20 protein-coding genes are annotated in these 20,393 nt (G+C 71.0%); 7 read left to right on the top strand and 13 right to left on the bottom strand.

Annotated features, from left to right (window positions below; genetic code table 11):
- Window positions 1–25 precede the first annotated feature (25 nt).
- Window positions 26–1,000: a YbhN family protein gene (locus ACGFWE_RS04130; RefSeq protein WP_393597708.1), complete on the bottom strand. Its 975-nt coding sequence runs from the start codon at window positions 998–1,000 to the stop codon at window positions 26–28.
- Between the two features lie 150 nt (window positions 1,001–1,150).
- Between ACGFWE_RS04130 and ACGFWE_RS04125 the strand changes: the two genes are divergently transcribed.
- Complete coding sequence (locus tag ACGFWE_RS04125; protein WP_393598923.1) at window positions 1,151–3,037, top strand: ABC transporter ATP-binding protein; 1,887 nt, start codon at window positions 1,151–1,153, stop codon at window positions 3,035–3,037.
- A 94-nt stretch (window positions 3,038–3,131) separates the two neighbouring features.
- On the opposite strand, the gene ACGFWE_RS04120 is transcribed toward ACGFWE_RS04125, so the two are convergent.
- The 9 genes from ACGFWE_RS04120 to ACGFWE_RS04080 form a co-directional block, all read right to left on the bottom strand.
- A complete protein-coding gene (locus ACGFWE_RS04120) occupies window positions 3,132–3,701 on the bottom strand; it encodes a hemerythrin domain-containing protein (RefSeq protein WP_393597706.1) in 570 nt (189 codons plus the stop codon).
- 1 nt (window position 3,702) lies between these two features.
- Window positions 3,703–4,905 (bottom strand): hypothetical protein, encoded by a 1,203-nt coding sequence (locus ACGFWE_RS04115; protein WP_352380411.1) that lies wholly within the window; start codon window positions 4,903–4,905, stop codon window positions 3,703–3,705.
- Between the two features lie 146 nt (window positions 4,906–5,051).
- Window positions 5,052–6,497, bottom strand: coding sequence for a cytochrome c oxidase assembly protein (locus tag ACGFWE_RS04110; protein WP_393597704.1), 1,446 nt, complete (start codon window positions 6,495–6,497; stop codon window positions 5,052–5,054).
- Window positions 6,494–6,997 carry a DUF2243 domain-containing protein gene (locus tag ACGFWE_RS04105; RefSeq protein ID WP_393597702.1) on the bottom strand — a complete coding sequence of 168 codons (504 nt, stop codon included), beginning with the start codon at window positions 6,995–6,997 and terminating at the stop codon, window positions 6,494–6,496. Before ACGFWE_RS04105 ends, ACGFWE_RS04110 begins: the two co-directional genes overlap by 4 nt.
- Before the next feature lie 14 nt (window positions 6,998–7,011).
- Entirely contained in the window at window positions 7,012–8,724 is a 1,713-nt protein-coding gene (gene ctaD, locus ACGFWE_RS04100; RefSeq protein WP_393597700.1) for a cytochrome c oxidase subunit I, read from the bottom strand.
- A gap of 109 nt (window positions 8,725–8,833) precedes the next feature.
- A complete protein-coding gene (locus tag ACGFWE_RS04095; RefSeq protein WP_352380407.1) occupies window positions 8,834–9,001 on the bottom strand; it encodes a hypothetical protein in 168 nt (55 codons plus the stop codon).
- Between the two features lie 53 nt (window positions 9,002–9,054).
- Complete coding sequence (locus tag ACGFWE_RS04090) at window positions 9,055–9,435, bottom strand: hypothetical protein (protein ID WP_393597697.1); 381 nt, start codon at window positions 9,433–9,435, stop codon at window positions 9,055–9,057.
- A 46-nt stretch (window positions 9,436–9,481) separates the two neighbouring features.
- A complete protein-coding gene (locus ACGFWE_RS04085; protein WP_352380403.1) occupies window positions 9,482–10,093 on the bottom strand; it encodes a hypothetical protein in 612 nt (203 codons plus the stop codon).
- Window positions 10,090–10,800, bottom strand: a complete 711-nt coding sequence (locus ACGFWE_RS04080) for a YqjF family protein (RefSeq protein WP_393597695.1) — start codon at window positions 10,798–10,800, stop codon at window positions 10,090–10,092. Before ACGFWE_RS04080 ends, ACGFWE_RS04085 begins: the two co-directional genes overlap by 4 nt.
- A 210-nt stretch (window positions 10,801–11,010) precedes the next feature.
- On the opposite strand from ACGFWE_RS04080, the gene panD reads away from it, so the two are divergent.
- Together panD and ACGFWE_RS04070 are read left to right on the top strand one after the other, a co-directional pair.
- Window positions 11,011–11,430 (top strand): aspartate 1-decarboxylase, encoded by a 420-nt coding sequence (gene panD / locus ACGFWE_RS04075; RefSeq protein ID WP_393597693.1) that lies wholly within the window; start codon window positions 11,011–11,013, stop codon window positions 11,428–11,430.
- 34 nt (window positions 11,431–11,464) lie between these two features.
- Complete coding sequence (locus tag ACGFWE_RS04070; RefSeq protein ID WP_393597691.1) at window positions 11,465–11,815, top strand: GNAT family N-acetyltransferase; 351 nt, start codon at window positions 11,465–11,467, stop codon at window positions 11,813–11,815.
- Window positions 11,816–12,201: 386 nt separating this feature from the next.
- Here ACGFWE_RS04070 and gndA read toward each other — a convergent pair whose 3' ends face one another.
- Window positions 12,202–13,641: an NADP-dependent phosphogluconate dehydrogenase gene (gene gndA / locus ACGFWE_RS04065; protein WP_352384416.1), complete on the bottom strand. Its 1,440-nt coding sequence runs from the start codon at window positions 13,639–13,641 to the stop codon at window positions 12,202–12,204.
- Between the two features lie 263 nt (window positions 13,642–13,904).
- On the opposite strand from gndA, the gene ACGFWE_RS04060 reads away from it, so the two are divergent.
- A complete protein-coding gene (locus tag ACGFWE_RS04060) occupies window positions 13,905–15,101 on the top strand; it encodes a transglycosylase family protein (RefSeq protein WP_393597689.1) in 1,197 nt (398 codons plus the stop codon).
- Here the strand turns inward: ACGFWE_RS04060 and ACGFWE_RS04055 are convergent.
- Window positions 15,091–16,221 (bottom strand): DMT family transporter, encoded by a 1,131-nt coding sequence (locus ACGFWE_RS04055; protein ID WP_393597687.1) that lies wholly within the window; start codon window positions 16,219–16,221, stop codon window positions 15,091–15,093. The genes ACGFWE_RS04060 and ACGFWE_RS04055 overlap by 11 nt on opposite strands.
- 210 nt (window positions 16,222–16,431) lie before the next feature.
- On the opposite strand from ACGFWE_RS04055, the gene ACGFWE_RS04050 reads away from it, so the two are divergent.
- Genes ACGFWE_RS04050 through glgC form a run of 3 tightly spaced genes read left to right on the top strand, consistent with a single transcriptional unit; the run spans window position 16,432 to window position 19,652 of the window.
- Window positions 16,432–17,178: a (2Fe-2S)-binding protein gene (locus ACGFWE_RS04050; protein WP_393597685.1), complete on the top strand. Its 747-nt coding sequence runs from the start codon at window positions 16,432–16,434 to the stop codon at window positions 17,176–17,178.
- Window positions 17,179–17,216: 38 nt separating this feature from the next.
- Window positions 17,217–18,380 carry a glycogen synthase gene (glgA, locus tag ACGFWE_RS04045; RefSeq protein ID WP_352384423.1) on the top strand — a complete coding sequence of 388 codons (1,164 nt, stop codon included), beginning with the start codon at window positions 17,217–17,219 and terminating at the stop codon, window positions 18,378–18,380.
- Between the two features lie 51 nt (window positions 18,381–18,431).
- The gene (gene glgC / locus ACGFWE_RS04040; protein WP_352384425.1) at window positions 18,432–19,652 is read left to right on the top strand and encodes a glucose-1-phosphate adenylyltransferase; all 1,221 of its coding nucleotides are present in this window, start codon (window positions 18,432–18,434) and stop codon (window positions 19,650–19,652) included.
- A gap of 15 nt (window positions 19,653–19,667) precedes the next feature.
- On the opposite strand, the gene ACGFWE_RS04035 is transcribed toward glgC, so the two are convergent.
- Window positions 19,668–20,051: a hypothetical protein gene (locus ACGFWE_RS04035; RefSeq protein WP_393597682.1), complete on the bottom strand. Its 384-nt coding sequence runs from the start codon at window positions 20,049–20,051 to the stop codon at window positions 19,668–19,670.
- Window positions 20,052–20,393: the final 342 nt, after the last annotated feature.

Below are 20,393 nucleotides of genomic sequence, written 5' to 3'. Positions count from 1 at the left end.
ACGACCCCGCGGCCGAGCCAGAAGGTCAGATCACCTTCAGCCGCACCAGCGCACCCAGCGTCACCGCCCCCGGCACCAGCGGCACCCAGACCGTGATGATCCGGTACGCGAGCACCGCCGCCGTGGCCACGGATGCCGGGCCGCCGGCCGCCACCAGCGCCACCACCAGGGCCGCCTCCACCGAGCCGACCCCTCCCGGCGTGGGTACCAGGGCCACCGCGCAGGTCGCCGCGAGGTACGCGAGGGCCACGTGCGCGGGCGGCACCGACAGCCCCAGCGCCTGCCCCACCGCGGCAAGCCCCGCCGCCTGGAGTGCCGGGAAGGCGAGCGAACCGCCCCACAGGGCCAGCGCCCGGGACGGCCGGGTGTGCACCGAGCGCGCCTCGCACAGCGCGGTCCGCAGGAAGGAGCCCACCGCCGTCCGCACCCGGCGGACACCGGCGAGGACGCTCACCGCCGCCACGAGCACCGCGCCCAGACCCAGCAGCAGCGGACCCACCGCGGTGTCGGGCAGCAGCGCGCCGAGCCGCAGCGCGTCCGGGAAGGCGATGAAGAGGGCGGTCAGCAGGGTGAGCCGGCCGATCGACTCCGCCAGCAGATACAGGGCCAGCGCGGCCGAGGCGCGGGTGAGCGGAACCCCGCACACGGTCATGAACCGCAGGTTGACCGCGCTCGCGCCGAGGCCCGTCGGCAGCAGATGGTTGGCCGCCCCGGCAGCGAACTGAGTGGCCAGCAGCTGCCGCCGGGGCAGCCGCTCCACGACGGCACCCTGCCGGGTGAAGGAGGCGGCCACCCACGTCAGACAGGTGGTGCCGACCGCGACCACGAGCCATGGCCACTCGGCGTGCCGCAGCTGACCGAAGCCCTCCGCGAGCACGGAACGGTGCTGCACCGCCACGACGGTGACCAGCAGGAGCGGGACCAGACACAGGATCTGGCGGATACGGCGGACGGGGAGGCGCTGGAGAGGGCGTCCCTGGGGGAGCTCTACCGCTGTCACACCAGGAGAGGCTGTCCTCGCCGCGCCAACGGCGGGTTGCGGAAGCGGGGCCAGGGTCTTACGTACGGTCATCGAGTCCTTCCGGCGGAGGGAAGATGGTCGGTCATTGACCTCAAGAACGCTTGAGGTCGTACGTTCTCTCCCATGAGCATGGAGACCACAGCCTGGACACAGCTGCACAGTGTCATGAACGCCGAGCAGGAACGCCGTCCGTTCGCCCGCGCGACGCTGCGCCGCATCGGCGCGTTCGCCCGCCCGCACCGTACCCGTATCGCCCGCTTCGTCGTGCTCGGCGTGGCCACCGCGCTGCTCGCCGTGGCCACGCCCGTGCTGGCCGGCAAGGTCGTGGACGCGATCGTGTCGGGCGACGACGAGGGCAAGGTCGTCCACCTGGCCCTGCTCATCGCCCTCATCGCGGTCGCGGAGGCGGCGCTCGGCATCCTCGCCCGACGCCTGTCGTCCACGCTCGGTGAGGGACTCATCCTCGATCTGCGCACGGCTGTGTTCGATCATGTGCAGCGCATGCCGGTCGCGTTCTTCACACGCACTCGTACGGGAGCGCTGGTCTCCCGTCTCAACAACGACGTCATCGGCGCCCAGCGCGCCTTCAGCAACACCCTGTCAGGCGTGGTCAGCAACCTGGTCACCCTGCTGCTGACCCTTGTGGTGATGCTCACCCTGTCCTGGCAGATCACCCTGCTCGCGCTCGCGCTGCTCCCGGTGTTCGTGATCCCGGCCCGGCGCATGGGCAGCAGGATGGCCCGGATGCAGCGGGAGGCGGCCACCCTGAACGCGGCCATGGGCACCAGGATGACCGAGCGCTTCTCCGCGCCCGGCGCCACCCTGGTCAAGCTCTTCGGCCGCCCGGAGCAGGAGTCGGTGGAATTCGCCGCCCGGGCCCGCCAGGTGGCGGACATCGGCGTCCGCACGGCCACCGCCCAGTCGGTGTTCATCACCGCCCTGACCCTGGTCTCCGCCCTGGCCCTCGCCCTGGTCTACGGCCTCGGCGGCTGGTTCGCCCTGCGCGGCAGCCTGGAACCCGGCGCCGTGGTCTCCCTCGCGCTGCTCCTGACCCGTATGTACGCCCCGCTCACCGCCCTGGCCGGCGCCCGTGTCGAGGTGATGAGCGCGCTGGTGAGCTTCGAACGGGTCTTCGAGGTACTGGACCTGAAGCCGCTGATCGCGGAGAAGCCGGACGCCCGCGAGGTTCCCGAAGGACCGGTCGCCGTCGAGTTCTCGGACGTCCGCTTCGGCTACCCGTCCGCCGACAAGGTCTCCCTGGCCTCCCTGGAGGAGGTCGCCTCCCTCGACACCCGCGGCGGCGCCGAGGTCCTGCACGGCGTCTCCTTCCGCGCCGAACCCGGCCAGACCGTCGCACTCGTCGGCTCGTCCGGCGCCGGCAAGTCGACCGTCGCACAGCTGCTGCCGCGGCTCTACGACGTCGACGAGGGCGCCGTCCGCATCGGCGGCGTGGATGTCCGCGACCTGACCGCCGGTTCCCTGCGGGCCACCCTCGGCATGGTCACCCAGGACGGCCACCTCTTCCACGACACCGTCCGCGCGAACCTGCTGCTGGCCCGCCCGGAGGCGACCGAGACGGAGCTGTGGGACGCCCTGCGCCGCTCCCGCCTGGAGGCTCTCGTACGGTCCCTGCCGGACGGCCTCGACACCGTGGTCGGCGAACGCGGCTACCGGCTCTCCGGCGGCGAACGCCAGCGCATGACCATCGCCCGTCTCCTGCTGGCCCGCCAGCGCGTCGTCATCCTCGACGAGGCCACCGCGCATCTGGACAACACCTCGGAGGCCGCCGTCCAGGAGGCGCTCACGGAGGCGCTGGAGGGCAGGACGGCGATCGTGATCGCCCACCGGCTGTCCACCATCCGCACGGCCGATCTGATCCTGGTGGTCGAGGACGGGCGGATCGCGGAGCGGGGCACGCACGAGGAGCTCCTCGCCCTCGACGGCCGGTACGCCGAGCTCTACCGGACCCAGTTCACCTCGCACGGTGAAGGGGCGACGCAGACCAGCGCGGTGTAGCCGCGGGACACGTCGAGCACCTGACTCCTGAGCCGCGGCCGTCACTGCCGAAGCCACAGCCCAGGGTCGTTCTGCCGGACAGGAACGGGGCCGGTCAGCCGTCCTTGCCCATGGCCTTGCGTACGGCGTCCCGGGTGCGGTCGACCAGGGCGGCGACCGGTCCCAGGGCCATGTTCTTGACCGCCGACTCGGTCCCGGGGTGCGGGTGGGTCGGGGCCACGGCCTCGGCCGCCTTCAGGGCGGTGGCCATGGAGGCCAGGCGGGCCTTGTCCGCGTGGCGGCGGATGTGGTTGAACTCGTACCGCTCCTCGGCGCGGGCGTGTTTCATCACGTCCAGGCGCAGCGTCTGGAGCTCGGGCAGGAACTTGGGGTCGTCGGTGTCCATCCCGTCGAGCCGCGACAGCAGTTCCTTCGCCTCCCGCTCCTCGGCCAGCCGCTCGTCCGCCACCTTCGCGCCGTCCGGCACGGAGGAGCGGGTGAAGGGACGGATGACCTCCTCCTCGGCCGTCTCGTGCACGGCGAGAAGCTGGACGAGGTTCCGGAACGCCGCCCGGCGCTCGTCCCCGGCCGTCCGCTCCACCTCGTCGAAGAGGTTGCGGATGTCACCGTGCTGACGCATCAGCAGGGCCACGACATCGGCGTCGCTGCCCGCGATCCCGGCCATGTCAGCTCCTCTCCCGGGAGGCGAGGTCGGGGTGCTCGCCCTCCGTCTCGATGCGGTACTCGCGGCCGAACAGCTCCCGGTGCTGGGCCATCACCCGCTCGCTGGGCGGCTCCTCGCCACCGTGGATCTGCTCCTGCATCTTCTCGAACCGCTCGTGGGCGTCCCGGACATAGCCGGTGCCCAGGGTCGTCAGATCCATCTGGGTGTCCAGCAGACCCCGTACGAACTGCTTGTTCTCCTCGAAGGTCAGCACGTTCGGCAGCTCCGGAGCGAGGATCTCCTGGGGCTCACGTCCGTCGTGACGGCGCATCAGCTCGCAGGCGATCCGCAGGTGTTCGAGCTCCATGTTGAGGTGCAGCTCCCAGATCGCCTTCACCTTGGGGTCGGGCTCCTGCTCCATGAAGGAGTGGTAGAGGTAGCACTCGTTGTACTCGTGGGTGACGAGCTGCTCCCACCACGACTCTCCCGGGTCGACCAGGGACTCGTAGTGGGTGACGTGCTCCTCCTCGATCAGCCCGATCTCCTGGTACAGCTGGCGGGCGATCGGTTCCATGTACTGGGGGCCGACGTTCATGTAGAAGTTCATGGTCTGCTGCTCGGCCGCCATGATGGTCAGCGCGTGCAGCCGGGAGAGCGGGTTGACCGTCGTACGGTCGTAGGGCTCGCGCACATTGTCGGCCGGGTTGCGGTGGTGGAACTTGGTCGGCCGGCCCGGCATCACCTCCGTGAGCCCCTCGACGATCGACTCCGCCTTGCGGTGCTCGATCATCTCGTAGAGGTTGGCGTAGCGGTACAGGTGGTCGAAGTCCTCCAGGACACCGAACTCGTATGCCTGCTTCAGATACGGGTCGGGCTCGTGGCGGGCGATCCAGCCGGTGAGGTCGACCGCCACCTGCTCGTAGGAGATGGTCGTCTCCAGGACCGAGGCGAGGCCGGGCAGCAGCCAGTTGACCACCTTCTGCTGCTGTTGCTCGATGTACCGGACCTCCGCCAGCTGCCGCTTGACGTCGAGGTCGGGACAGTGGCGGGCGAACTGGTGGCTGAACAGGATCGCCTCGACCTCGATGCCGTTCATCGCGATGATGCGGCACTTGGTGTACGGGTCACCGTGGTCGGGGTCGACGGGCTCGACGTCGAGCTCACGCCAGTTGCGCAACTGACGGTCCAGCGGGATTCCTTGGTGTTCCAGGGGGTTGAAGCCCATGAGGGTCTCCTAGGCTGTTGGCCGGAACGGAGCCGCGCGAGTACCCGTGCCGCTGCGGTGTAACCAAACGGTGAAGGCCGTGGTGGAACGGAATCGGCCAGACGGACGAGGTCGTGGACGGACGAGGGCGGTCCGCGCCGACGACGTCAGGTCGGCGAACTCGTCTCCGCCGTGGGCGCCGACTCCGGTTCCCGCCGGTTCGCGGGAAACAACAGCGTCGTCGCGACCCTGGCATGCAGCGAGTCCAACGTCTTGATCTGGCGCACCGCCCTGCGCAGCAACTCCTCCAGCCGGTCGGCGTCCAGACGCGAGTCCTGTGCCGACGCGGCGAGCAGCCCGCGCCACAGCGAGGCCTTGCCCTGCGCTCCCAGCCGCAGCGCTTCGAGCTCGACCAGCAGGGCGAGACCGGAGCGGCGCAGCAGGCGGCCGTTGGGCTTCAGCCGCGCGGCCTTCTCGCCCAGCCACGCGCCGTACGTCTTGTAGTGCCTGACGGGGACGTCGAGGTCGGCGAGGAGGCGTACCAGGGCCTGCCGGTCCTGGGAGATCTCCTTCCGCAGGCTCTCCAGGGTCTCCCCATACGGCGAGCCGCGGTGCTCCTGTGCCATGCGACGGGCCAGTTCGACGCCCGCCGTCGCGCCGGCCAGGTGGTCGTTGAGGTAGATCACCAGCCGCTTCTGCCGTGTCGGACCGTCGAGCGGGGTCCGTGCCGTCGTGTTCATGATTCCCCTCCGGTTGCGGGAGTCCTGTGACGGCCTCCGAGTGCCCCGGGCGGGCCGGTCCACCACCTCGTCCTCGCATCCCCGGCGCCGACGGCGGGCCCGGGCCCGCCCGGCACCGGCGTACCAGGCCACCCCCATCAGCACGGCCAGCCCCGCTTCCGCGAGGTCGCCGCCGTAGTACATCCACTGGGCGCCGAGACGCAGGTCGGCGGTGGTGAAGGCGGTGCCGGGCGGTGGCCGGGAGTAGAGCGTGCGGGCCAGCACGGCGTGCGCGGTACCGGCGGCCAGAACGGTCGCACCGCGCACGCCGAGACTCCAGCGGCGGCGCACCGGATCGAGCCCGCACACCGCGAAGGTGAAGAGCAGTCCCGCCGCCGCCATGTGCACCTGTACCGCGCCGTGCAGCAGCGGCCGGTGCGCCGTCGCCGCGAACAACTCCGTGCGGTACAGCAGCCACAGCCCGCCGACGTCCAGTACGGCCGCCAGGGGAGGGAAGAGCAGCAGCCCGACGGCACCGGAGTGTGCGACGGCCACCAGGCGCCGCCGCACCCCGCCGGGGGCGAGGGCGCGCAGGGCGAGGGTGAGGGGATGGGCCGCGACGAACAGCAGGGGGGCCATCATGGCGACGACCAGGTGCCGTACCACGTGCTGGGTGAACGGCCCGCCCCACGGGTCGCCCAGTGTCGCCCAGACCGTGCCCAGGCCTCCCGCCGCGAACGAGGCGTCCCGGGTCAGCGGCCAGGAGTCCCCGCGCCGCCGCAGCCGCCCCGCCGCTGCCAGATAGCCGACGGTCACCAGCAGCACGGCCGCGCCGACGACCAGTTCGGCCGGTCCCGGACCGGCCGGCCCCGGGTGCACGTGCGCGGGAGTCATCCCGGCGGTTCGCCCTCGCCGTGGCGCCGCGCCGCGCGCACGGCGAGGCCCGCGCCGATCAGCAGCAGGACCAGGCCCGCGAGGTTCCAGGCCAGGTCATAGGGGGTGACGTCCACGCCGTAGCGGATCTGGTGCAGGCGCAGCAGCTTGTGGTCCACGATGCCGTCGAACAGCTGGAAGGCGCCCATGCCGAGGAAGAGGCCCGCCCAGGCGTGGGGTACGGCGAGGGAGCCGCGGCGGCGCAGATCGGCGTAGAGGAAGAACCCGGCGCACAGGGCGAGCAGTTCGGCGGTGTGTAGGAGGCCGTCGGAGAGCAGGCCCGCACTCGTGGTGGCGCGGTCGTAGAAGTGGTGCCAGCCCAGGAGCTGGTGGAAGACGATCTCGTCGACGGCCGCTGTCACCGCCGCCCCGATCAGCGCGCACACGGCCATCGACCTGCGCGGATCGACGCGGGAGGCGGGGGCGCTGTCCGGCCGGTCGGAGGTCCTCGTGGGTCTCATGGGCTCCGCCCTCCTCAGGGCCGTTCACCCTCGTGTCCCGGGGCGTCGATGGCGTCGCGTCTGCCGGAGTGCTGTTTCTGGTCGTGTCGGGCGATCTCGGGGTGGTGGATGTCGAAGGCGGGGGATTCGGAGCGGATGCGGGGCAGGGCGGTGAAGTTGTGGCGTGGGGGCGGGCAGGAGGTGGCCCATTCCAGGGAGCGGCCGTATCCCCAGGGGTCGTCGACCTCGATGCGCTTGCCGTACTTGGCGGTCTTCCACACGTTGTAGAGGAAGGGCAGGGTGGACAGGCCCAGCAGGAACGCGCCGAGGGAGGAGACGGTGTTCAGGGCGGTGAAGCCGTCGGCGGCCAGGTAGTCGGCGTAGCGGCGGGGCATGCCCTCGGCTCCGAGCCAGTGCTGGACCAGGAAGGTGGTGTGGAAGCCCACGAACAGCGTCCAGAAGTGGATCTTCTCCAGGCGGTGGTCGAGCATGGTGCCGGTCATCTTGGGCCACCAGAAGCTGAAGCCGCCGAACATCGCGAAGACGATGGTGCCGAACAGTACGTAGTGGAAGTGCGCGACCACGAAGTAGCTGTCGGTGACGTGCCAGTCCAGTGGCGGGGAGCCGAGGATGACGCCGGTCAGGCCGCCGAACAGGAAGGTGACCAAAAAGCCTGCCGCCCACAGCATGGGGGGTTCGAAGGACAGGGAGCCCTTGAACATGGTGCCGATCCAGTTGAAGAACTTCACCCCGGTGGGCACCGCGATCAGGTAGGTCATGAAGGAGAAGAACGGCAGCAGGACCGCGCCGGTGGCGAACATGTGGTGTGCCCACACGGTGACCGACAGGCCGGCGATGGCGATGGTCGCCCCGACCAGGCCCATGTAGCCGAAGATCGGTTTGCGGGAGAACACCGGGATGATCTCGGTGATCACCCCGAAGAACGGCAGGGCGAGGATGTACACCTCGGGATGGCCGAAGAACCAGAACAGGTGCTGCCACAGGATTGCACCGCCGTACTGGGCGTCGAAGACGTGCGAGCCGAAGCGCCGGTCGGCCTCCAGGGCGAACAGGGCGGCCGCCAGGACCGGGAAGGCCAGCAGCACCAGGACCGAAGTGAGCAGCACGTTCCAGGTGAAGATCGGCATGCGGAACATGGTCATGCCGGGGGCGCGCATGCAGATGATGGTGGTGATGAAGTTGACCGCGCCCAGGATGGTGCCGAACCCGGCCAGCGCGAGTCCCATGATCCACAGGTCGGCGCCGATGTAGCCGCTGCGGATGGGGCCGCTGAGGGGGGTGTAGGCGGTCCAGCCGTAGTCGGCGGCGCCCTGCGGGGTCAGGAAGCTGCCCAGGACGATCAGTCCGCCGAACAGGAACAGCCAGTAGGAGAACATGTTCAGCCGGGGGAAGGCGACGTCCGGGGAGCCGATCTGCAGCGGCATGATGGCGTTGGCGAACCCGGCGAAGGTCGGGGTGGCGAAGAGCAGCAGCATGATCGTGCCGTGCATCGTGAACGCCTGGTTGTACTGCTCACTGGACAGGAACTGCAGCCCGGGACGGGCCAGTTCCGCCCGGATCGCCATCGCCAGCGCCCCGCCCACCAGGAAGAAGCAGAACGAAGTGATCAGATACAGATGCCCGATCTTCTTGTGATCGGTCGTACTCAGCCAGGAAACAACCACCTGCCCCCGGCTTCGACGCCCAGCCGCCGGGACCGGAGCGACCGGTTCGGTGTATGTCGCCATCTGCCCGCCCTACCGTGCCTCGTGAAGTATTCGTGTAGGGCGCTGTGTAACCAGCCTGCCGGGGGCCATTCATCGAACTTTTCGCACCGCCCGGCGGGCTGCCTTCCTCTCAGGTGTCGGCGGGGCCGTTCTCCGCGTCCGTGCTCTCGGTGTCGTCACCCTCCGCCTGCGAGGGAGTCGTCCGGGGCACGTCACGCCGGCCGGATGTCTCCTGCCCGGCGTCCGGCGTGGTCTCCGGGCGCTCGCCCTCCGCCTGGGACGGGGTCTGCTCACTCATGGTCGCCTCCCTCTCGGGGTTCGTGGTGCTCGTGCGGGTGGCCCCTCCGCCGCTCACGACGCCTTCCCGTCAGCGGCTCGCAGCCAGGCGCCGATCCAGCCGGTCTGCATCGCCGCGTCGAGGAGGTACGTCGGCCGGATCCGCCCCTTCGGTACATAGACCAGGTCAACGGCCAGCAGGGTCAGGGCGGTGCCGAGGCCGATGCTGCGGGCCTGGGCCGGGCCGTTCGGACCGGGAGCCGCGGCAAGCTGGGCGACGCCCGCGGAGACGAGCAGTCCGCCCGTCGTCATCTGCAGCCACACGTCCGTCTTCGGACCGAAGACCCACTCGAAACTGCGCAGATGCACCAGCGGCCACAGCCCGCCCACGATGTTGAAGAGGCCGTGCGTGACCGCGAGGGTGTCCGCCGTGCCCCGCGTGCTCGTCCTGCCCATGTGCCACTCCCTGTCCGGACGGCCGGGTACCCCCGGCGGGCGTCCCTCACTCCGGGGCCGGTTCCACCGTGGTCGTGACGCGGGTGAGGGAGGGCCTCCTCGGCACGGACCCGAACCCGAACCGCACGGGCGGGACGACGGGGGCCGCCGCACCGAGGTCGTCGCCCTCGAAGACCCCCGACACCGCGCCGATCGGCCGCAGGTCCCGGGCTCCGTACCACTCCCGGCGGCCCGCCCCCGCACTGCCACGGGTGCGCACACCGGGCAGCAGCACGCGGGCGGGAACGGAGATGAGCGTGCACCAGGCCGGCTGCCGGGCGAGCACACCGGGCACCGCACGCAGCAGCAGCCCGAGGAGTCGTCGGCGGCCCGCTGTGAAACGCAGGTCCAGCGGCCCGGCCGTGACACTCCAGGTCCGGCCGGAGACTCGCACCTCGACCGGGACGACACGCACGGTGTCGAAGACGTACGTGCCGCTGACGAAGTCCGCCGTCTGCCGGGTGGGGGCGAGCAACAGCCGTTCCCCGTCGGGCCGTTCCAGCATCACGTCGCTGAACGGCCCGAACGGCGACCGCGGCCAGTGCCCCAGCACGACACGGGTCCCGGAGGCGGTGCCCAGGCCCGCGATCCAGCCGTCGAAGCGCAGCCGCCCCCTCATGGGAAAAGGGGCCGCGAGGGCCCGAGCCGGACGTGCTCGACCCCGGGGGAGAAGTGCACGACGGGCTCGTCGAGCGGGGCGGGCAGGCCCACCGCGGCGGTGAGCGTCTCCTCCAGCACGTCGACGGCCGCCCCGGCCAGCGGCCACGGTTCGTGCTCCACCGGCGTCTCCAGCAGAACCCCCAACCGACGGGTGTACGCCCGCCACCGCGAGGTCAGCCACACGTCGCGCTCGGTCGGCCGGACGGGCTCCCCGGGACGCACGTCCAGACGGTACGAGACGCGGCCGGCCCCTCGCGAGCCCGTGTACGACACGGTGTCGCCGTCCGTGGCGACGCACAGGTCGCCCAGCGTGTACGGCGCCCCGACGGCACGAGCCGCCAGCATCAGCGGACAGGCCACCTCGATGGACAGAAACCAGATCCCGTCCCGTCCGTCCTCGCGCCGCACATAGGTCCGCAGGTTGGTCTCGGCGAACGTGGGGAGTCCGGGTACCGACGCGGGTACACCCGGCGGTCGTACGTCCGCCATCACGAACGGCGTGAAACCCACCCACGCCGCCCCGTCGTACTCGTCCACGGCCAGTTCCCGGGGCAGCAGAGCCTGCACGGCCTCGGGCCGGAACGGCCAGTGCACGAAAGTCTGCCGCAGCCACCGGGCCCGCAGGGCCGGCACCCGCACCCGTTGTTCCGCTCCGTAGGCCACCACGGGCGCCGGGTCCCCGCCCGAGGACGCCGGAAACGCACAGACCACGGGGCGGGCCGTAACCGTCGTTGCCGGAGCGAGGCCCGCCCGGCTGTGGCGATGGTCACGAACTCCGCCGGGCCGAAGGCGGGACGCCGGACCAGCAGTAAAATCCCTCAACAGCCCTTGACCTGCAAAAACGCAGGCAGGGAGCCTACGTTCAGGAGTGCTCCGATGCTGCGCACCATGTTCAAGTCCAAGATCCACCGAGCCACCGTCACCCAGGCCGACCTGCACTACGTGGGATCGGTGACCATCGACGCGGATCTGCTCGACGCCGCCGACCTGCTGCCCGGTGAGCTCGTCCACATCGTCGACATCACCAACGGCGCCCGGCTGGAGACGTACGTCATCGAAGGCGAGCGCGGTTCGGGGGTGATCGGCATCAACGGTGCCGCCGCCCATCTCGTCCACCCCGGAGATCTGGTGATCATCATCAGTTACGCTCAGGTGACCGACGCCGAGGCGCGGGCACTCGAACCCCGGGTCGTGCACGTGGACCGTGACAACCGCGTCGTCGCCCTGGGGGCCGATCCGTCCGAGCCGGTACCGGGTTCGGACCAGGAGCGCAGCCCGCAGGCGGTGCCGGCCTGACCTGCTCGACGACCTTCGGACCAGGAGCGTGCCCATGAGCGACATCGAGATCCGCGACGACCGACAGGCCGGACGGCTGGAGGCTTTCGGTCCCGCGGGAGGCGAAGTCGTCGGCCACATCCAGTACTTCGTCCTCGAATCGCCCGAGCGCGCCCTGGTCCCGGTCCACACCATCGTGGAACCGGCCCACGAGGGGCAGGGCATAGCGGGCTCCCTGGCCCGCGAGCTCTACGGCATCGCCGCTCGCGAGGGCGTCTCCGTCGCCCCGCTCTGCCCGTACGTCGTCAAGTGGGCCGAACGCCACCCCGACGAGGCCCCCGCGGTGAGCCCGGAGCTGCTCCGCGCGGCGAAGGAGTGGCTGGCGGCCCACCCCGAGGGGTTCTGAGCCGAGAGCCCACCCGGGTGACTGCGGTTGCCGCCCACGGGTACGCGGGGGAGTAGTCCAGAGCCGACGTCGACCGACTGGCCGGAGGACCTCATGACCAACCCGTACCCCGACCCCGTCCCGCCGGGCCCCACTCCGGGCCCCGGCCCGGTCCCCACGCCGCCGGGACCCACCCCGGAGCCCCCCTCACCCCCGGACCCCGACCCGACTCCGGGACCCGGCCCGGGCCCGGTCCCCGACCCGTCGCCGTCCCCGGTCCCACCGGGCCCGGAGCCGGTACCGAACCCCGAACCGGGGCCACCGCTCAGCTGACGGCAACCACGTGAACACACTGGAGGAGGGCCACCGGACGGTGGCCCTCCTCCATGTCGGAGCTCAGGCGACGCTCAGCCGGTCACCTCGGACCGGTCCCCGCCCCACAGCGTGTGGAACGAGCCGTCCCGGTCCGTGCGCCGGTAGGTGTGCGCTCCGAAGAAGTCCCGCTGTCCCTGCGTGAGCGCCGCGGGCAGCCGCTCGGCGCGCAGCGCGTCGTAGTAGGCCAGCGCCGCCGCGAAGCCCGGCGTCGGCACACCCTGCCGCGTGGCCGCGACGATGACTTCGCGCCAGTCGTCCTGGGCGTCGGCGATCTCCTGCGCGAAGGTGTCGTCGGAGAGCAGGCTCGGCAGGTCCGCGCGGGTGTCGTAGGCGGACCGGATGCGGTCCAGGAAGGCCGCGCGGATGATGCAGCCACCGCGCCAGATCGCCGAGACGGCACCCAGGTCGATGTCCCAGTCGTACTCCTCACGGGCGGCCGCGATCTCGTGGAAGCCCTGCGTGTACGACACGATCTTCGAGGCGTACAGCGCCTGCTCGACGCGGTCGGCGAAGGCACCCGCCTCCGACTCGCTCAGCGGCGACGCCTTGGGTCCGGCCAGACCGCGGGACGCCTCCCGCAGCTCCGCGTGCCCCGAGAGCGACCGCGCGAAGACCGCCTCTGCGATGCCCGACACCGGGACGCCCAGGTCGAGGGCGATCTGCACGGTCCAGCGGCCGGTGCCCTTCTGCTCGGCCTGGTCCACCACGACGTCCACGAACGGCTTGCCGGTCGCCGCGTCCACGTGGGAGAGCACCTCGGCCGTGATCTCGATCAGGTACGAGTCCAGGCGGCCCGTGTTCCAGGTGCGGAAGATGTCGGCGATCTGGCTGGGGGAGTACCCCGCCACGTCCCGCAGCAACTGATAGGCCTCGCCGATGAGTTGCATGTCGGCGTACTCGATGCCGTTGTGGACCATCTTCACGAAGTGCCCGGCACCGTCAGGACCGACGTGCGTCACACAGGGCGCCCCGTCCGCGGCCTTCGCGGAGATCTTCTCCAGCATCGGGCCGAGAGAGTCGTACGACTCCTTCGGGCCGCCCGGCATGATGCTCGGTCCGTTGAGCGCGCCCTCCTCGCCGCCGGAGACGCCCATGCCCACGAAGTGGATGCCCTGCTCGCGCAGGTCGCGCTCCCGGCGCCGGGTGTCCGCGAAGTGCGCGTTGCCGCCGTCGATGATCATGTCGCCGGGCTCGAGCAGCGGCGCGAACTCCTGGATCACCGCGTCGGTCGGCTCACCGGCCTTCACCATGATGACCAGACGGCGGGGCCGCTCCAGCGCCGCCACGAACTCCTTGGCGGTCTCGGCCGCGATGAAGTCGCCCTCGGAGCCGAACTCCTCGACCAGGGCGTGCGTACGCGACGCGGTCCGGTTGTGGAGGGCGACCGTATAGCCGTTGCGGGCGAAGTTGCGGGCGAGGTTGCGGCCCATGACCGCGAGGCCCGTGACGCCGATCTGCGCTGTGTTGCTCATACCGCCTGCTCCCAAAAGATCCTGTGGATCGCGTAGGTCATGTATCGCTGCTGCACGTCGTGCTTGTCAGTATCGTCCACCGGTCATCCTGGCCTGTCGGGGGACTGTCCGCACACCAGGGATACGGTTCGGGCGCCTCGTTGCGTTCAGCCGGACACGCCGGTCCGGCACGCGCCCCCACGCGGCTGGTTGCCGTCTTGTCATGGCCTGTTCGCGGCGCTTACTTTTGCCCCTCCTGACGCATGTTGTAGGGGGAGGCCTCCATGGCCGCACGCGGCCGGCACCGCCGGTATCAGCCGAACAGGATCAACCGCGCCTCGCTCACCGTCACCGCCGGCGGCGTCGGCATCGCGGTCCCGCTCATCGGCACCGGCACCGCCCACGCCGCCGACGTGGACACCTGGAACAAGGTCGCCGCGTGCGAGTCCAGCAGCAACTGGAGCATCAACACCGGCAACGGCTATTACGGCGGGCTCCAGTTCACCCAGTCCACCTGGGAGGCGTACGGCGGCGCCCGGTACGCGGGGCGAGCGGATCTGGCCACCAGGGACCAGCAGATCGCCGTGGCCGAGAAGGTGCTGGACGGACAGGGACCGGGAGCCTGGCCGGCGTGCTCGGTGCAGGCCGGGCTGACGCGCGGGGGCTCCACCCCGGACATCCAGCCGGCCACGAAGAAGGCGGCCTCCGGCCGGGGCGTCCAGCCGCTCACCACGAAGACCGCCTCCGTGCGGGACGTCCAGCCGCAGACCACCCCGCAGTCGCGGGCCGGGTCCGCCGAGATGTACACCGTGGTCCGGGGCGACTCGCTCTCCGGGATCGCCGACGCGCACAAGGTCCGGGGCGGCTGGCGGGGGCTGTACTCCGCCAACCGGCAGACGGCCGGGGCCGATCCCGACCTGATCCTGCCCGGACAGCGGCTGAAACTGCGCGCCACCGTCGCCACGCCGACCACCACCGGCCACACCTCGACGAAGAAGACGTCCTCCGACACCGGCGAGAAGAGCAAGGAGAGCGAGAAGAGCAAGGAGAGCAGGAAGACCGAGAAGGCCTCGGACACGGGCCTGGTGGCCCCCGTGAACGCCTCCCTCGGCACCCCGTACCGCAAGGCGGGCTCCGCCTGGTCGAAGGGCTACCACACCGGCGTCGACTTCCCGGTGCCCACCGGGACGTCCGTGAAAGCGGTCGCGGCCGGGAAGGTCGTCACCTCGGGGTGGGGCGGCTCCTTCGGCTACCAGGTGGTGATCCGGCACGCCGACGGCCGCTACACGCAGTACGCCCACCTGTCCGCGATCTCCGTGAAGGCGGGGCAGTCGGTGGGCGGCGGGCAGCGCATCGGCCGTTCGGGCTCCACCGGCAACAGCTCGGGCCCACATCTGCACTTCGAGGTGCGGACGGGGCCCGGCTTCGGTTCCGACGTCGACCCGGTGGCGTATCTCCGGGCCGGCGGCATCAGGATTTGACCCGGGTCCGGTGCCGGTCCAGGACGGGCATCGGGATGTACGCGGCGCCGTAGAAGGGGCCGTAGTACGCCGGGGGCTCGCCGCCCGGGTCCGGGAGCTCCTCGGCCGAGCCGTCCCTCGGCGCCGTGTCGGGCGCGGCGGGGGACGGCACCAGCAACTCCTCGCGCAGGGCGGCGACCTGCTCGACGAGCACGCCCTCGCGCACGAGAGCGTCGGCCGGTTTCTCGGCGGGCGCCGGGACGAACACGTCCCCGTCGTCGGGGAGCGCGGCCTCCGACGGCTCGGCGTGGGTGCGCTGGATCCGCTCCGTCGTCAGCAGGATCAGCCCGCCCGCCGCCACCACACCGCAGCTCAGGGCGAGCGCGGTGCCCGTGGTGCCGTAGCGGAAGGTTTCTCCGAACATCGTGATGCCGACCACCGCCGCCACCACCGGGTTCACGACCGTCAGGGTCGCCAGCGGCGCCGCGAGACCGGCGCCGCGGTAGGAGGCCTGCGACAGCATCAGTCCGGCGGTCGCCAGGACACCGATCGCGGCCAGCGAGGGCAGGTCCGCCGCCGACACGACGCCGTCCCAGTCGACGGCGACCGTCTTGGTGAACACCGAGGACATCCCGAACGCTATGCCGGCCGCGGTCGCGAGCAGCACGCTGCGCACCACCGGGTGCCGGTGCGCGGCCCGGCCCGCGATCATCAGCGCGACCACCGCGGCGGCCGTCACCAGCCCGGCGAACACCCGCTGGGTCGTGCTCAGCGAGTGCCCGTCGGAGGTTCCGACCAGGGAGAGCAGACCGGCCAGACCCACCGTCGCCATGATCGCGCCGCGCCAGGCGGTGGCCCCGGCCCTGCGGCCGACGAACAGCGCGGCCATCGGCAGCGCGAACACGATCGTCAGGGCGCCCAGCGGCTGGACCAGGCTGAGCGGCCCGTAGGCCAGCGCCACCACGTGCAGCAGTCCGCCCAGGCCGTTCAGCGCGACCGCCGCCCACCAGCTCGGCCGGCGCAGCGGCGCGTACTGCTCGTCCGGGTGCGACACCGCGACCTGCTCCTGCACGATCGCTCCGCCCGCGTAGGCGACGGCGGAGACGAGGGACAGGAGCACGGACAACGCGAGGGCACTCATGAGCTGCTCCTCTGCGTGAGGCGGGGGCTGGCTGCCCGGCGCGACGAACGGTCGTCTTCCATGACCAACACGATGCCCGGAAAAGTTCTTCCCGTCGTCGTACCTGAGCAGGCAATGGGTCCTACTGCCGATGGAGTACAAAAGGGTCCGTGTCCTCCCCAAGGCGGGTGACACGGGGTGGAGGCCCCCTGGTGGGTACCCCTACGGGCCTTGGTACTACTGCTGGTCGTGGACCTCGACCCGGAACTCGCGGCGCTGCGACCGCTCGGCGCCTTCTTCGTCCTGCGCACGATCGGCGGCACTGCCGCGCCATCGCGCCCGGCGCTGCCGACCCTCGCACAAGTCTACGAGAACCGGCGATCGGATGTTTACCGAAATACCCTGACTTTTCGGGTTCGGAAGGTCGCCGGGGCCCTGCGCGCCCCCGAGCCCCGGATCGCGGCCTCCATCGCCCACCAGGGCCTCGCGGCCCGGCTGTGGTCGGTGGCGCTCGGCTGCGCGGTCGTGTACGGCCGGCTTCCGGACCTGGCGCCCCGGCGGCTGCACTGGGACCCCGACGCGAGCGCCCCCGACGACCTGTGGCTGGACGACGTCGAGCCGTTGCCGGGCGACGCCGAGACCCTCGCCGACGTCGTGCTGCACGGCCATCTCGAACCGCTGGCGGCGGCACTGCACGCCGAGTACCGGCTCGCCACCGGACTGCTGTGGGGCAACGCCGCATCGGCGCTCGCGGGCGCCGCCCGTCAGCTGCTGGCCCACCGCCCGGACGCCCACGCGCGCACCCGCGACCTCACGGCAGGGCTCCTCGCCCACCCTCTGCTCACCGGCACGCTCGACAGCAGCACCCTGCGCCGCCGCAGCTGCTGTCTGTACTACCGGTTGCCGGGAGGTGGTGTGTGCGGTGACTGTTGCTTCACACGAGCCCCGCGCTCTTCCCCGCGCGGCGCATCTGGGTGACCATGAAAGCCATCAGCCGCTGAGACAGGGGGTACCGGGTGCGTGTGGGCCTGCTGACCCGGGAGTACCCGCCGGACGTGTACGGCGGCGCGGGTGTCCATGTCGAGTTTCTCGCCCGGGAGCTGAGGTCCCTCGTCGACCTCGACGTGCACTGCTGGGGCGAGGTCTCCCTGAAGGAGCGGGCCGCGGGGGTGATCCGGCACCGGCCCTGGTCCGCGCTGGACACCGCCAATGACGCGCTGCGCACCTTCTCCGTGGACCTCTCCATGGCCGCGGGCCTCGAAGACCGCGAACTGGTCCACTCGCACACCTGGTACGCCAACCTCGCCGGCCACCTCGGCAAGCTGCTGCACGGCATCCCGCACGTCATGACCGCCCACTCCCTGGAGCCCCTGCGCCCCTGGAAGGCCGAGCAGCTCGGCGGCGGATACGCGCTGTCCAGCTGGGCCGAGCGCACCGCGATCGAGTCCGCCGACGCCGTGATCGCCGTGTCGGGAGCCATGCGCGAGGACATCCTCGGCTGCTACCCGGCGCTGGATCCGGCCAAGGTCCACATCGTGCACAACGGCATCGACACCGCCCTGTACCGGCCCGACCACGGCACCGACGTACTGGACCGCATCGGCCTGGACCGCGATCGCCCGTTCGTGCTGTTCGTCGGCCGCATCACCCGCCAGAAGGGCGTGCCGCACCTGCTGCGCGCGGTGCGGGACATCGATCCGGCCGCGCAGGTCGTGCTGTGCGCGGGGGCCCCGGACACTCCGGAGATCGACCGCGAGTTCCGCGAGCTCTTCCAGGAGCTGAGCCGGGTCCGTGAGGGCGTGTACTGGATCCCGCAGATGCTGCCGCGCCCCGAGGTGATCCAGCTGCTGACCCACGCGGCCGTGTTCGTCTGCCCGTCGGTGTACGAACCCCTCGGCATCGTCAACCTGGAGGCGATGGCCTGCGGCACTCCCGTGGTGGCCTCGCGGGTCGGCGGTATCCCCGAGGTCGTGGACGACGGCAGGACCGGACTGCTGGTGACCGTGGACGACGCGTTCGAAACGGCCCTCGCCGGGGCACTCGACTCGGTGATCGGCGATCCGGCGACGGCCCGGCGGATGGGCGAGGCGGGCCGGGAGCGCGCGGTGGGCGAGTTCGGCTGGGACGCGGTCGCCCGGCGTACGGCCCGGCTGTACGAGGAGATCGTCAAACAGGCGTAGCAGACCCCGCACAAGGGCAGTGATGGATCAACCAGGGTGAGGGGAGCGGCCATGCGTCGTGGCGGACCTTCGGTGCTCGGCATCGTACTCGCGGGCGGAGAGGGCAAACGCCTGATGCCCTTGACCACAGACCGCGCCAAGCCGGCGGTCACCTTCGGAGGAACGTATCGGCTGGTCGACTTCGTCCTGTCCAACCTCGTCAACGCCGACATCCTGCGCATCTGCGTGCTCACGCAGTACAAGTCGCACTCGCTGGACCGGCACATCACGACCACCTGGCGGATGTCGAGCCTGCTGGGCAACTACATCACGCCGGTGCCCGCCCAGCAGCGCCTCGGACCGCGCTGGTACCTGGGCAGCGCGGACGCGATCCTGCAGTCCTTGAACCTGCTCTACGACGAGCGCCCCGAGTACGTGGCGGTCTTCGGCGCCGACCACGTGTACCGCATGGACCCGCGCCAGATGCTCGCGCAGCACATCGAGTCCGGCGCGGGCGTCACGGTGGCCGGGATCCGCGTCCCGCGCTCCGAGTCCCCCTCGTTCGGGGTGATCTCCCCGGGCTCGGACGGCCTCACGGTGGACGGCTTCCTGGAGAAGCCCGCCGACCCGCCGGGGCTGGCGGACGACCCGGAGCGCGTGTTCGCCTCCATGGGCAACTACATCTTCACCACCAAGGCCCTGATCGAGGCGCTCCAGCGGGACTCCGAGGACGAGCACTCCGTGCACGACATGGGCGGCTCGATCCTCCCGCAGCTCACCGACCGGGGCGAGGCCCAGCTCTACGACTTCAGCGCCAACCACGTGCCGGGTGAGACCACCCGCGACCAGGGCTACTGGCGGGACGTCGGCACCCTGGACGCCTACTACGACGCCCACATGGACCTGATCGCCGAGCGCCCCGCCTTCAACCTCTACAACCGGCAGTGGCCCATCTACACCCACTCCGGCCAGCTCTCCCCGGCCCGCTTCAACGCCGGCGGCATCGCCAGCGAGTCCATCATCAGCGCGGGCTGCCTGATCCGGGGCCAGGTCACCCGGTCCGTGCTCTCGCCCGGTGTCCTGGTCGACCCGGGGGCCGTCGTCCAGGGCTCGGTGCTGCACGACAACGTCAAGATCGGGCGGGGCGCGGTGGTCCGCGGCGCCGTCCTGGACAAGAACGTCGAGGTCCCGCCGGGCGCCACGATCGGCGTGAACCCGGAGCGGGACGCGGAGCTCTACACCGTGTCCAAGGGCGGGGTCATCGCGCTCGGGAAGGGCCAGCTGGTGTCCTAGGGCCGGTCCGCCGGGTCAGTCCTGTCCGCGCAGGGACTGGAAGTTCTTCATGATCACTTCACTGGTCCTGCGCAGCTCGTCCGAGGGGCTGATCTGCAGGTACTCGCTGCCCGGCTCGGTATGGACGGGCACATGTCCCGCGGGGGCGTAGAACGCGTCGCCCTCGTGGTACACCTCGTCGTGGTCCGCGAAGTGGAAGGTGAGTTCGCCCCTGAAGACGTAGCCCCAGTGCGGGCACTGGCACCGGTCGTCGGGCAGCCCCTTGAGCAGAGGCCGGTGGTCGACGTCCTCGCGGAATGTCAGGAAGTCGACCGTGTAGTCGCCGAACTCCTCGGCGCGGTCGACGACCACCCCGAAGTCGCCGCCCTGAGTGGCCGTGTCGCGGGAAACCTTCGGCATCTCCGTCGCCTTCTTCCGGCAGGGGAGGGTTCTTGCGTCCATTGTCCCGCGCGCGGGGGGCCGACGGCATGCGCCGGGCGGACTTGCTTCCCTGCACAGCGGGCACCTCCTGCGACCGCGAGGTCCTGAGACCGGACGCCGAACGGGTCAGGTCCGCGCGCCGGGCCCTCATCCGAAATGCCTCCCCGGCGAGCCCGGCCGGGTGCTGATCACCCCCGGTGGCCACATCAGCAGCATGTGTCCCGCCCTCTTCTCCGAGGGGCGGGACTTAATCTGCTGTTAACTGTGCGTAGCTTGATCGTACTTGACCGTAATCGCCGGAGGGCGATTGACTGACTGACC

It is taken from the genome of Streptomyces sp. NPDC048523, assembly GCF_043199815.1.
In the GTDB taxonomy this organism is placed as follows: Bacteria; Actinomycetota; Actinomycetes; order Streptomycetales; family Streptomycetaceae; genus Streptomyces.
Note: the sequence above shows the minus strand (reverse complement) of the source record. Positions and strands in the feature narration are given on the sequence as shown.